We start from the raw sequence: 12651 nt of genomic DNA on the forward strand, positions 1-12651 counted from the left end.
CCGGGCCAAAAGTAGCAGCTACAACGCGCAACCAACCAGAACGGGCTCCGGTTTCAGTGTGATACCAAACACATCACGAACTCCGTCACGCACTGTCCTGGCCAATACCATAACGTCCGCTGCCGTCGCGCCACCGCGATTGGTCAAAGCCAGTGCGTGCTTGCTGGACAGTCGGCATCGGGCGTGCGGGTCGCCGGGATAACCCTTGCCGAACCCGGCCCGCTCCAGCAGCCAGCCGGCAGCCAGCTTGACGCCGTCCGGTGCCGGGTAGTGCGGCACCGACTCCCCGGTCTGGGCCGCCAGCCGTTCGTAGATCTCGGGCGCGACCACGGGATTGGTGAAAAACGACCCCACGCTCCAGGTGTCATGGTCCGCGGCGTCAAGCACCATGCCCTTTCTCGCCCGCAGCGCCAGCACCGCATCGCGGACCGCCCGCGGCTCGCCACGCTCGCCGCTATTCATGCCCAGCGCAGCCGTCAGCTCGCCGTAGCGCAGAGGGGCGCTGCGGCCCGAGGCATCCAGCGCGAACTCCACCTCTAGGACCACCGCCGGCAGCGCCAGCCCGTCGGCTTGCTTGAGCACGCTGGTTCGGTAGCCGAAAGACAGGTCGGCGGCGGGCACCCAGCTCACATCGCCGGTGCTGCGGTCCAATAGCCGGACCCGGGTGATGACGTCGGACACCTCCACGCCGTAGGCGCCAACGTTTTGTACCGGCGTCGCCCCGGCCGATCCGGGAATGCCCGACAGGCATTCCAGACCGCCCAGACCGCGTTCGATCGCCGCGACCACCACTTCGTCCCACACCGCGCCGCCCTCCGCGCGCACCAGGTTTCCGTCGATGGTGACCCGGTCGTTGGCCACCCGCACCACGGTCAGGTCGGCAAGGGCGTCGCCGATCACCACATTGGAGCCGCCCGCGAACACCAACACCGGCCCGCAGTCTCCGTTTCGGGCACGGTCATCGAGCTCCCGGAGCACGCCAACCACCTGATCGGTGGTGTCGCAGGTGACCAGCGTCCGCGCGACCGGCCCCACCCGCAACGTGGTCAATGGCGCCAGCGGCACCGACTCGGCGACGCGCGCACCGGCGAATAGCGAACCGACATCGCGCCGTTTCATGGCCCGTAACGGTAGCCTGGCCAGCTATGCCGCGTTCATTCGACGTGTCAACCGACTACGAAGGCAGCGTCACCGAAGTCCTCCAGGCTTTCTACGTGGAGCAATACTGGCGGGCCCGGCTGGCAGAAACTCCAGTGGACGTCGCAACCCTGGAGTCGATGCGGGTGGACGGCAAGCCCGGACACGACGGGACCATCGAAGTGGTCACCTTGCAGACCGTCTTCAGCCACAACTTGCCGGGCCTGGTCACCCAGTTGCACCGCGGAGATCTGTGCATCCGGCGTGAGGAAACCTGGGGGCCGGTCAACGATGGAACCGCAACGGCGTCCAACGCAGGGTCGATCGTGGATGCACCGGTGAATCTATGGGGCGCCGGAGTCCTCACGCCCAACCCCAAGTCGGGCGGCTCCCGACTGTCGCTGCAACTCACCGTCCAGGTACGCATCCCTTTGATCGGCGGCAAGCTGGAACGGATGATCGGCACCGAGCTGAGCCAGCTGGTGACCGTAGAGCAGAAGTTCACTACCGAGTGGATCGCGGACAACGCCTAAGTAGCCCCAACTAGGTGCGCTAACACGTGCCGCCACCGATCCCGGTTCCGATCGCCGGGAGACGCCCGCAAGCCGGCTCTCAACGCCTTCGCCGCAACATGCATCGACCGGAATTGGTCACCTCAGCCGGCGATGATGCGAGCGCCACAGTCCCTGAGCTCCGCGTAGTCCCAACTGCAGGGCGTGTCCGTCCGTCTCGATGTTGAGACGGGTTTGGTGGCTGCCGGTGGTTGTTTATGCAGTTCGGGTTGGGGTGGCTAAGACGCTGGTGGGCGGCGTGCGGGAGCGGTGCTACTCAACTTTTGGCGATCTGATTTTTCTACAGATGCATCGCTGACCTGCGGATATAGCGTGTTTGGACCGGTTGGGTCCGGGTCGAACTCTGTTGGCCTTTGGGTGGATGGGCGGTGGGTGTTGTGTCGTTTGTGAGTGTGGTTCCGGAGTGGGTGGCGGCGGCGGCAACCGATGTGGCCGGGATTGGGTCGGTGGTGGGTGCGGCTAATGCGGCGGCGGCGGGGGCGACGACGTCGGTGACGGCGGCTGCCGGTGATGAGGTGTCGGTGGCGATTGCGGCGTTGTTTGGGGGTTTGGTCGCGAGTATCAGGCGGTGTGTGGGCAGTGGGCGGAGTTTGAGCAACGGTTCGCGCGGGCGTTGGGGGCCGGGGCGGGGGCGTATGCGGGGGCTGAGGCGGCTGCGGTGGGGACGTTGTCGCCGCTAGGGGTGATTGAGCGGGGCGTGTGGGGGGCGGTGAACGGGCCGGCGGTGGCGTTGTGGGGCGGCCGTTGATCGGTGATGGCGCTGATGGGGCGGCCGGGACGGGTCAAGCCGGTGGGGCGGGGGGGTTTGTTGTGGGGTAACGGGGGTAATGGGGGTTCGGGCGGGGTGGGTCAAAGCGGTGGGGCGGGTGGTTCGGCGGGGTTGATCGGGCGAGGCGGGGCCGGTGGTGCGGGCGGGCTCAGCGGCGCCTCGGGGGCCGGCGGTGCGGGCGGGGTGGGCGGCAATGGCGGCTGGTTGTGGGGTGCCGGCGGGGATGGTGGTGCTGGCGGGGTGGGTGCGCTTAGCGGTGGTGTTGGTGCTGCGGCGGGTCGAGCGTGGTTGTGGGGTGCGGGCGGGGCCGGCGGTGCCGGCGGGCAGGGCATGGGTCTCGATGGCGGTGCCGGTGGCGGCGGCGGGCAGGGCGGGCTGGTCTATGGCGGCGGCGGCGACGGTGGTGCCGGCGGGGTGGGTGCGCTTAGCGGTGGTGTTGGCGGTGCGGCGGGTCGAGCGTGGTTGTGGGGTGCGGGCGGGGCCGGCGGTGCCGGCGGGCAGGGCATGGGTCTCGATGGCGGTGCCGGTGGCGGCGGCGGGCAGGGCGGGCTGGTCTATGGCGGCGACGGCGACGGTGGTGCCGGCGGGGTGGGTGGTGAGGTCGGCGGTGGTGGCGCCGGCGGTACCGGCGGGGCCGGTGGTGCGGCGGGGCTGATCGGCCACGGTGGGGCCGGGGGTGGCGGTGGTGCCGGCGATGGCGGTAGCACCGGGGGTGCGGGCCAGACCGGTGGTGATGGCGGCCGTGCCGGTGATGGGGGCGTTGGGGGGCGGGGCGGCTGGCTGGCCGGTGCCGGCGGCGACGGGGGTGCTGGCGGTGTCGGGGGTGTCGGCGGTGCCGGTGGTGGCGGCGCGGACGGGCTGGTGTTGGGCAGTGACGGCGGAGATGGCGGTGATGGCGGTACCGGCGGGGCCGGGGGTCCGGCGGCGCCGGGGGTGCGGGCGGGTTGATCAGCTTCTTCGGCGGCCAGGGTGCCGGCGGGGCCGGCGGTGCCGGTGGGGCCGGTGGGCTGGCCGGTGATGGTGGTGTGGGGGCCACGGGCACGTTTGCCGGTGGTGGCAGCGGTACCGGTGGTGCCGGCGGTGATGGCGGCACCCCCGGTGTGGGTGGTGCTGGCGGCGCCGGCGGGGCCGGCTCGATCGCGGGCGCTCATGGCAGCGAAGGTGCCCGCCCACTGAGCGGTAATGGCGGTGCCGGAGGCCGGGGGCCGATAGCGCGGTGCTGGGCGGAACCGGCGGGGCTGGCGGCAACGGCGGTCTCTACGGCAATGGTGGTGCGGGCGGGGCTGGCGGCAACGGGATCGCCGGATCGCGGGGCTTGACCGCGATCACTGCGGGCGGCTCGGGCACCGCCGGTGAGGATGGCGGGGTCGGCGGCAATGGCGGGGCCGGTGGCCTGGGTGGTGCCCTGGCCGGCCACGGGGGCGACGGCGGAGCCGGTGGCACCGGCGGCGACGGTGGGGCCGACGGCTCGGGTGCGGCCGGCACGGCCGGAGACCGGGGCACCATCGCCCACCTTGATGGTGGCCGCGGGGGTGACGGTGGGTCCGGTGCCGACGGTGGGGCCGGCGGGGCCGGCGGTAACGGTGGCGCCGGTGGTCAGGCATTGGCGGCCGGCTACACCGACGGCGTTCGCGGCGCCGGAGGATCCGGCGGCGCCGGCGGGGCCGGCGGGCTGGCCGGGGCTGGCGGTGACGGCGGTGACGCATACACGACCGGCGGCGGGGCCGGCGGGGACGGCGGCCACGGTGGTGACACCGAGACCGGTGGGGCCGGCGGGTCCGGCGGCGCCGGCTCGAGCAACGGCCTGTCCGGCCTGTCCGGGCATAGCCCGACCAGCGGCGGTGATGGCGGCGCCGGTGGCGACGGCGGTGACAGTCCCGCCACCGGCGGGCGTGGCGGGGCCGGCGGTAACCGCGGCAAGTATGGCAATGGCGGCGCAGGCGGGGCCGGTGGTGACGGGATCGCGCGGGGCGACGCGGCCGGCGGGGACGGCGGCAACGGCGGCAACGGCGGGTTCTACGGTGACGGCGGGGACGGTGGGGCCGGCGGCGCGGGCGGTTCGGGCACCAGCGGTGTGGGTTTTGAGGGTGGCCGTGGCGGGGCCGGCGGGGATGGCGGGGCCGGCGGGGCCTACGGCGACGGCGGGGACGGCGGGGCCGGCGGAGCCGGCGGCGACGGACGCAATGGGGTCGACGCCACCACCGCGGGCGCTTCCGGCACGCAGGGATTCGCCGGCGGCGGCGGTGGCGCGGGCGGCGCCGGCGGGGCCGGGGGCACCCAAGCCGGCGCCGGTGGGGCCGGCGCGGACGGCGGGGCCGGCGGCACCGGTGGTTTCGGCGGGTCCGGCGCGAACGGCGGGGCCGGGGATCACGGCACCGCCGCGAACCCCAACGGTGGCCGTGGCGGGGCCGGCGGGGATGGCGGGGCCGGCGGGGCCTACGGCGACGGCGGAGCCGGCGGAGCCGGCGGCGACGGACGCAATGGGGTCGACGCCACCACCGCGGGCGCTTCCGGCACGCAGGGATTCGCCGGCGGCGGCGGTGGCGCGGGCGGCGCCGGCGGGGCCGGGGGCACCCAAGCCGGCGCCGGTGGGGCCGGCGGGGACGGCGGGGCCGGCGGCACCGGTGGTTTCGGCGGGTCCGGCGCGAACGGCGGGGCCGGGGATCACGGCACCGCCGCGAACCCCAACGGTGGCCGTGGCGGGGACGGCGGATCCGGCGCGGCCGGTGGGGCCGGCGGCGACGGCGGTAACGGCGGGGCCGGCGGACAGGCACAAGCGGCCGGCTACGCCGACGGAACCCGCGGCGCCGGCGGCAACGGCGGGGTCGGTGGGGCCGGCGGGCTCGCCGGCGACGGAGGCCGCGGCGGAGACGGTGCGGTCGGGTTCGGTGGAGCCGGCGGCGACGGCGGCCACGGCGGTAACACCGGTGCCGGTGGGGCCGGCGGCACGGGCGGTGTCGGCTCCAGCACCGGACTCACCGGCCTGGGCGGGCACAGCCCCACCAGCGGCGGAGACGGCGGAAGCGGCGGAAACGGCGGGCGGGGTGCGGTCGATATCGCCGGCGGGGCCGGCGGGACCGGAGGTAACGGCGGGGCCTACGGCAACGGCGGCGACGGCGGTGACGGTGTCAACGGAACACGCGGGCTGACCGCGATCACCCCAGGGGGGCTCGGGCACCGACGGCAGCGCCGGCAGCGCCGGCGGCGCCGGCGGGTACGGGGGCAACGGTGGGGCCCTGGCCGGCGACGGCGGCGACGGTGGTGACGGCGGAAACGGCGGTAGCGGGGGTGACGGTGGGTCCGGCGCCAACGGCGGCGCCGGCGACAACGGCACCACCACCAGCCCCAACGGCGGCCGAGGCGGCGACGGCGGACACGGCGGACATGGCGGCGACGGCGGCGCCGGCGGGCACGGCGGAGTGGCCGGCGAAGCACAAGCGGCCGGCTACACCGACGGCACCCACGGCGCCGGAGGGGTCGGCGGCACCGGCGGCATCGGCGGGCTAGCCGGCGATGGCGGCCGCGGCGGCAACGGCGCCGCCACCATCGGCGGCGACGGCGGCGACGGCGGCAGCGGCAGCGCTGGCACCACCGCCCACCCGGCCGGCTTTGACGGCGGTGCCGGCGGGCACGGCGGCGATGGCGGCGCCTTCGGCAACGGCGGCAACGGCGGCGACGGCGGGACCGGCGGGACCGGAACCGCAGCAACCACCGCGGGCTCCCCCGGCGCCGTTGGCGGCCACGGCGGCGCCGGCGGCAACGGCGGCGACGGCGGCTACCTCAACGGAAACGCCGGAAACGGCGGAAGCGGCGGGGCCGGCGGCACCGGCGGTGCGGGGGCTACCGGCACATCACAAGCCGCCGCAACCGGCTTAGGCGGCGGCCGCGGCGGCGACGGCGGCGCCGGGGGCGCCGGGGGCGATGGCGGCAACGGCGGAAAAGCGCACGCAACCGGATTCCACAACGGCACCGGCGGCCAAGGAGGCGACGGCGGCCAAGGAGGCAAAGCCGGCAACGGCGGCAACGGCGCCGACGGCCAAGCAGCCGCCATTGGACGTCCCAGGGTCTCGCCAGGCGATGGTGGTGACGGCGGCAACGGCGGCTCAGGCGGCACCGGCGGCGACGCCACCACCAAAGCTGCTGGAGGTCTGGACGGAGCCAGAGGCAACGGCGGCAACGGCGGCAACGGCGGCAACGGCGGCAACGGCGACAACGGCGTCAACGGCAGCAACGGCAGCAACGGCGGCAACGGCGGCAAGGGCGGCAACGCCGGCAACGGCACCGTGGTCACCGGCTTGGGGGGCAACGGCGGCAACGGCGGCGATGGAGGGCACGGCAACGGGTCAAATATCGTTGGAGGCAACGGCGGCAGCGGCGGCGACGGTGGTACCGGTGCCACCGGTGGCGCCGGCGGGCGCGGCGGCGCCGGTGGCAACGGTTTCAAGAACGGCGGCGACGGCGGTAACGACGGCAACGGCGGCAGCGGCGGAAACGGCGGCAGCGGCGGAAACGGCGTGGTCAGAGGCAACGGCGGCAGCGGCGGCAACGCCGGCAACGGGGGCAACGGCGTTAACGGCCTCTTCACGAACCGCGACGGCGGCAACGGCAACACCGGCGGCACTGGCGGTCGAGGCGGCAACGGCGGCGCGAACGGCGCCGTCCACGGCGGCGACGGCGGCAACGGCGGCAAGGGCGGCAACGGTGTGATCGCCGGCGCTGGGGGTGACGGGGGCACCGGCGGCGACGGCGGCGCTGGCGGCTCTGGTACCACCGGAGGCACCGGGGGTCGCGGCGGCGCCGGCGGCGCAGCTGACGGTTTCCGTGCCACTGGCGGCGCCGGCGGCACCGGCGGCGGCGGTAACGGCACCTCCACTGGTGGCGTTGGGGGTAACGGCGGCAAAGGCGGGGGCGCCACCGATCTCGAAAGCGTTGCCGGCAGCGGGGGCAACGGCGGTAACGGCGGTATCGGCGCCACGGGCGGCAATGCTGGTCGCGGCGGAGACGGCGGTTCCAGCACCGGCTTCGGCGGTGGTGGCGGTATGGGGGGCAACGGCGGTGACACTGGCGGTGGCGTCGGCCGCAGCGGAGGCACCGGCGGCAAGGGCGGCGCCAGCAGCTTGAACGGCCAACAGGTTGCGGGCGGCAGCGGCGGCTCCAGTAAGGCGCCAGTAGGCAATAGAGGCAGCTCCGGCGGCACGGGCGGCCACCCTGGCGGCCTCTGACCCGCTTCCGGGGGTCCTAAGCTGGCTGCTATGCGAATCGCGCTGGCACAGATTCTCAGTGGCACTGACCCAACAGCAAATCTTGAGCTGGTGCGTGACTATGCCGAGCGGGCGGCGGATGCCGGCGCCAGGCTGGTGGTGTTCCCCGAAGCGACCATGTGCCGGTTCGGCGTCCCGTTGGGACCCGTCGCACAGCCCCTGGACGGCCCCTGGGCCAACGGGGTGCGCCGGATCGCCGCCCAGACCGGAATAACGGTGGTGGCGGGGATGTTTACCCCCGCCGATGCCGGACGGGTATCAAACACACTGTTCGCAGCGGGTCCGGGCGCACCGAATCAGCCAGATGACCACTACCACAAGATCCACCTCTACGACGCCTTCGGCTTTGCCGAGTCGCGTACCGTCGCGCCGGGACACGAGCCGGTAGTGATCACGGTCGACGACGTCCAGGTCGGTTTGACAGTTTGCTACGACATCCGCTTTCCGGCCCTCTACACCGAGCTGGCTCGGCGCGGCGCCGAACTGATCGTGGTCAGCGCCTCCTGGGGCTCAGGCCCTGGCAAACTTGACCAGTGGACGCTACTGGCCCGCGCCAGGGCCCTGGATTCGGCCAGTTATGTGGCCGCGGCGGGTCAGGCCGACCCGGGAGACACCGCGTCGGATCCGGGCGGAGGTTCCGGTGCACCGCGAGGGGGGGCGGCAGCCTGATCGCCTCCCCGCTGGGTGAAGTGGTGGCGTCAGCGGGGTCGGACCCGCAACTCGTTGTCGCCGACATCGACCTCGCCAAGGTAGGTGCGGCACGCGATAACATAGGAATGCTGCGCAACCAATCGCGCTTCACTCAGACTGATAAGGCACAATCGCGTAGGTGACGAACCCGCAAGGCCCACCCAACGAGGGCCCGTCGACTTGGTCGCGCCCCAGCAATCAAGGCCCCCTTGGCCAGCCCCCGTCCCCGGTTGACCCGTCTGGTGGGCCGTTCCGTTCGGGCGAGCCCGCCAACCCCCAGCAAGAGCCGCCGACGATGGCCGGCATCGGCCCGCAGCAGGCGGAGCCCATCGCCGCCAGCAACGCCGATTCGCGGCGGCCGGAATCCACTTCTCCGCCCGCCTCGAGCGCCAGTAAGACGACGTCGGTTGCCACGCCAGAGGAAGAGCCGCTGGCGGGAACGCGCAAACGACGCTCACGCCGGGACCCACTATCCATCTTTTTGATTCTGATCATCGTGTTCTCGCTGGTCCTCGCCGGCGTGATCGCCAGCGAGCTCTACGCTCGCCATGTCGCCAACGGCAAGGTTGCCGCCGCGGTGGCATGTGAGGTCAAAGACAAGGCCACCGCGTCGTTCGGCGTGGCACCCCTGTTGTTGTGGCAGTTGGCAACCCGCCACTTCACCAACATCACGGTCGAGACGGCGGGCAACCAGGTGCGTGACGCCAAGGGCATGAAGCTTCGAATCAGCATTCAAGATGTCCATCTCAAGAGCACGCCGAACTCCGCGGGCACACTTGGAGCACTGGATGCCACCATTTCCTGGACATCGGATGGCATCAAGGAATCGGTGCAGAACGCGATCCCGATCCTCGGCGAGTTCGTCACCAACAGCGTGGTGACACACCCCGCCGACGGCACCATCGAACTCAAGGGCATGCTCAACGACATCATCGCCAGGCCAGTGGTGTCCGGCAAGGGGTTGGAGCTGCAGATCGTGAGCTTCAATACGCTGGGCTTCTCACTGCCGAAGGAAGCGGTGCAGTCGACACTGAACGACTTCACCGCAGACTTGACCAGGAACTATCCGCTGGGGATCCACGCGGACAGCGTTCAAGTCACCACGACCGGTGTGGTCAGCCACTTCTCCACCCGCAACGCCACCATCCCGACCGGTAGCCAGAATCCCTGTTTCGCCAACCTCTGAGCGCGGTGTAACCGCAGATCAGTTCTGGCCGAGCCCCTCGAGGACCGCTCGGGTGCCGGACAGGCCCAGCCTGGTTGCACCGGCACTGAGCATCGCGACCGCGTCGGTGGCGGTCCGGATGCCGCCGCTGGCCTTGACCCCGAGTCGTCCGCCGACGGCGCTGGCCATCACTTCGACGGCGCGCGTCGAAGCGCCGCCTGCGGGATGAAAGCCGGTAGACGTCTTGACGAAGTCCGCTCCGGCGTCCTCGGCGACCCGGCACACGCCGATCAGCGTGGACTCGTCGGCCAGACCCAATAGCGCCGCCGACTCAACGATCACCTTCAGCACCGCCCCGGAGGTCGCGCAACGCACCGCCTCGATGTCGGACCGCACCGCATCGAGGTGCCCGGCCAGCGCGGCACCGACATCGATGACCATGTCGACCTCAACGGCACCGCAGGCAACGGCAAGCGCCGCCTCATGCGCCTTGATCGCCGAGGCATGCTTGCCCGACGGGAAACCCGCCACCGTGGCTACCCGGACGCCGCCGGCCGAGACCGCGGCGGGCACCATCGACGGCGAAACGCAGACCGCGTAAACGCCGAGGTCGGCGGCTTCTGCCACCAGGGCCACCACATCGGCGGCAGTAGCCTCGGGCTTGAGCAGGGTGTGATCCACCAACGCCGCCACCTGGTCTCGGGTTGGTTGACCCGGCATCAAGACTGACCCCCGTCTGCAGACGACACAACCGCCCGTGAAAGTTCGGCCTCTTCAGGGCCGCCCGGATTGCAGCCTGAGGCAATCATCTCGGCGTCATCGACCACCGGGCGCCACGGCTCGAGATTCCAGCTGCTCTTGCCGGGTGCTGCGACCTCGGCGAAATCCCAGTGACAGACGAACTGTGCCCGCATGCCAGGGGTGTCGGCCTCCGGAGCCAACGCCAGTACCTCCGCCCACGCCTCCTCCGCGGCCGCGGCGGTCATGCCGAACTGGCTGGCGGCCGCGCGCCCGGCCGACGTCGGGAACACGCGCAGGCCCCGCAATGACCCCCACTGCGCCCATTCGGTGTGGTCCACGAACGGCGGCGAATGAACTGGCTGCGCGGCGCTGGCATCTCCGGCACCCGCATCGGCCGCAGCATCAGGCGCGCTCAGCATGGCGATAAGCACCGCGACTGGCGCGGCCAACAGGACTTTCATCCGGCTAGCGGGATTTGTCCTGAATCTCGAGCAGCTTGGGCCGCACGTCGACCAGATAGACCCCGGCCGCACACGCGGCTATCGCCATCCCGAGCACGCCGAAGACGAAGCCCAGGATGGAGGTCAGTGCCACAGCCGCGCCGAGAATCACCAACCACACCGGCTTGGTCAGCTTGTCAGCGGCGGTATAGGCATCAGGCCGCTGCATCGCTGCATGCACAAACGCGTACACGGCCGTTACCAGGACGGCGATCTGCAGGACCAACAGGACGGTACCTACGAGTTGGCTCACCCCTAAAGACTATGCGGGCATTGGCCAAAACGTCGACTCCGAGCCGCCTTACCGGTGACTCGCGGGCCAAAAACGCCGACTCCGAGCCGCCCGACTGGGCGACTCGGAGTCGAATCGTGAATGTTATCGGCCCGAGCCGAGCTCGGCCCGGATCACTTCTGGGTGACCTTCTTGGCCGGAGCCTTCTTGGCCGGAGCCTTCTTGGCGGGAGCCTTCTTGGCGGGAGCCTCGAGTTCTTCCTTCTTCGGCAGCTCGATGCCGACCAGCTTGGCGGCGCGCTCACCGACGGCGCGGGTCTGCGTCGCGACGGTGCCCAGCGCCTCCTGGGTCAGCTCCACAGCCTGGTCCACGTAACCCTCGGCGCGAGCCGACGCGTCCTCGAAGGCCGGCTGGCTACGCAACCGCTCCAGGGCGGCCTCGCCGCGCTGAACCAAGTCGTTGTACCGGCCGGTGGCGGCCTCCAGGTAACCCTCGGCAGCCTTGCGGAGCTCGTCGGAGGTGAAACGCTCACGCAGTTCGGTGAACTGCTCCGGCAGGTCCTCCTGCAGCTTGGTCAGGCGAGCGCGGCTCTCCTCGACCCGGCTACGGGTGTCGGTGCGGGTCTCTTCGGCGCGGTCACGCAGGTTGGCGATCAGGTCGTTGACGGTGGCCAGAGCCAGGTCGGCGGCACCGAGCGCGGCAAGCAGCGGCGCCCGCAGGTCCTCCATGTTCGTGTTTTCAGCCATGTTGTTTCCTTTCATGGATTGTTTGTCGTTATTGGCGCTATCGAGACTTGAAATGGAAGTTGGGGCAAGCGTCGGCTCCTCTGGGGGAATAGTCAAGACCCACGGATTGCCGTAGCGCGCGGATTGCGGGGAACCTCCTGAGTCGTCGGATCGGTGGACGGTCCAGTTTCCAGTTGCCAATACAGGCCTGATTTTTCGCTGGCCAGAACCTGTTCCCGCGGTTCGCGATTGCCGGTCACACAAACCCGCAGACGCGTACTCGACGGCGCATTCGCAACGTCTATCCCTATTGAGTTACCCGACGGCCGGCGCTCTAGACGTCGCCAATCTCACATCTGGCGGCCGACCACTTAATCAATCGTCAATTTCAGATGGGCTCGAACACTCCTCACGGACGGCTTCGTTCTGCTGGGTAAACGACGCATAGATATCCAACAGAATTTGCTTTTGACGCTCGGTGATGGCCGTGTCGGTGATGATGACGTCACGCACCTGGCTGGTCTCGCTCGGTTCGAGAATCCCGGCACGCACATAAAGGACCTCGGCGGATACCCGCAGCGCCTTCGCAATCTGGGCCAAGACATCAGCGGACGGCTTGCGCAGCCCACGCTCGACTTGGCTCAGGTAAGGATTGCTGACACCGGAGCGCTCCGCAAGCTGCCGCATCGAGACGTGCGCATTCTCGCGTTGCGTCCTGATGAAGCTGCCAATATCGGAGGCCTTAGAGGACACCGCGGACACCTTGGCGCCCAGCTTTTCCTCCCCCGGCATCGGTGCACTCCCTCGCTAGTGGTAGTCGTTTACGCACCCAAGGGTACGGAGAGGTGCTTGCTTTTGC

Annotated in this window: 9 protein-coding genes and 2 pseudogenes; 5 read left to right on the forward strand and 6 right to left on the reverse strand. The window is 71.1% G+C overall.

Annotated features, from left to right (window positions below; all coding sequences use genetic code 11):
- Positions 1 to 18: 18 nt before the first annotated feature.
- Positions 19 to 1119, reverse strand: a complete 1101-nt coding sequence (locus SHTP_RS22050; RefSeq protein ID WP_096371788.1) for a UDP-N-acetylmuramate dehydrogenase — start codon at positions 1117 to 1119, stop codon at positions 19 to 21.
- 26 nt (positions 1120 to 1145) lie between these two features.
- Between SHTP_RS22050 and SHTP_RS22055 the strand changes: the two genes are divergently transcribed.
- From SHTP_RS22055 to SHTP_RS22075, 5 genes and pseudogenes are all read left to right on the forward strand, one after another.
- Positions 1146 to 1670 carry a DUF2505 domain-containing protein gene (locus SHTP_RS22055; RefSeq protein WP_096371789.1) on the forward strand — a complete coding sequence of 175 codons (525 nt, stop codon included), beginning with the start codon at positions 1146 to 1148 and terminating at the stop codon, positions 1668 to 1670.
- 416 nt (positions 1671 to 2086) lie between these two features.
- Positions 2087 to 5140 (forward strand): annotated as a pseudogene (locus SHTP_RS30515) (PE family protein); the annotation flags it as partial.
- 757 nt (positions 5141 to 5897) lie between these two features.
- The gene (locus SHTP_RS27580) at positions 5898 to 7700 is read left to right on the forward strand and encodes a GTP-binding protein (protein ID WP_231991665.1); all 1803 of its coding nucleotides are present in this window, start codon (positions 5898 to 5900) and stop codon (positions 7698 to 7700) included.
- Between the two features lie 30 nt (positions 7701 to 7730).
- Positions 7731 to 8572 (forward strand): annotated as a pseudogene (locus SHTP_RS22070) (carbon-nitrogen hydrolase family protein).
- Complete coding sequence (locus SHTP_RS22075) at positions 8569 to 9615, forward strand: LmeA family phospholipid-binding protein (protein WP_172900584.1); 1047 nt, start codon at positions 8569 to 8571, stop codon at positions 9613 to 9615. Before SHTP_RS22070 ends, SHTP_RS22075 begins: the two are co-directional and overlap by 4 nt.
- 18 nt (positions 9616 to 9633) lie before the next feature.
- On the opposite strand, the gene deoC is transcribed toward SHTP_RS22075, so the two are convergent.
- From deoC to hbhR, 5 genes are all read right to left on the reverse strand, one after another.
- On the reverse strand, positions 9634 to 10314 hold the full coding sequence (gene deoC / locus SHTP_RS22080) for a deoxyribose-phosphate aldolase (RefSeq protein ID WP_011742101.1): 681 nt from the start codon (positions 10312 to 10314) through the stop codon (positions 9634 to 9636).
- Positions 10314 to 10796 carry a DUF2599 domain-containing protein gene (locus SHTP_RS22085; RefSeq protein ID WP_012392745.1) on the reverse strand — a complete coding sequence of 161 codons (483 nt, stop codon included), beginning with the start codon at positions 10794 to 10796 and terminating at the stop codon, positions 10314 to 10316. Before SHTP_RS22085 ends, deoC begins: the two co-directional genes overlap by 1 nt.
- Before the next feature lie 4 nt (positions 10797 to 10800).
- A complete protein-coding gene (locus tag SHTP_RS22090; RefSeq protein WP_172900585.1) occupies positions 10801 to 11088 on the reverse strand; it encodes a DUF2516 family protein in 288 nt (95 codons plus the stop codon).
- Between the two features lie 152 nt (positions 11089 to 11240).
- Complete coding sequence (locus SHTP_RS22095) at positions 11241 to 11813, reverse strand: heparin-binding hemagglutinin (RefSeq protein WP_096372612.1); 573 nt, start codon at positions 11811 to 11813, stop codon at positions 11241 to 11243.
- 354 nt (positions 11814 to 12167) lie between these two features.
- Positions 12168 to 12584, reverse strand: coding sequence for a transcriptional regulator HbhR (gene hbhR, locus SHTP_RS22100; protein ID WP_012392742.1), 417 nt, complete (start codon positions 12582 to 12584; stop codon positions 12168 to 12170).
- Positions 12585 to 12651 lie beyond the last annotated feature (67 nt).

Origin of the sequence: Mycobacterium ulcerans subsp. shinshuense (genome assembly GCF_002355775.1) — a bacterium.
GTDB lineage: Bacteria > Actinomycetota > Actinomycetes > Mycobacteriales > Mycobacteriaceae > Mycobacterium > Mycobacterium marinum.

Bases quoted from the DNA above. Each gene is read 5' to 3' on its own strand.
- deoC (WP_011742101.1), bottom strand. From the start codon at position 10,314: ATGCCGGGTCAACCAACCCGAGACCAGGTGGCGGCGTTGGTGGATCAC.
- SHTP_RS22050 (WP_096371788.1), bottom strand. From the start codon at position 1,119: ATGAAACGGCGCGATGTCGGTTCGCTATTCGCCGGTGCGCGCGTCGCC.
- hbhR (WP_012392742.1), bottom strand. From the start codon at position 12,584: ATGCCGGGGGAGGAAAAGCTGGGCGCCAAGGTGTCCGCGGTGTCCTCT.
- SHTP_RS22095 (WP_096372612.1), bottom strand. From the start codon at position 11,813: ATGGCTGAAAACACGAACATGGAGGACCTGCGGGCGCCGCTGCTTGCC.
- SHTP_RS22055 (WP_096371789.1), top strand. From the start codon at position 1,146: ATGCCGCGTTCATTCGACGTGTCAACCGACTACGAAGGCAGCGTCACC.
- SHTP_RS22085 (WP_012392745.1), bottom strand. From the start codon at position 10,796: ATGAAAGTCCTGTTGGCCGCGCCAGTCGCGGTGCTTATCGCCATGCTG.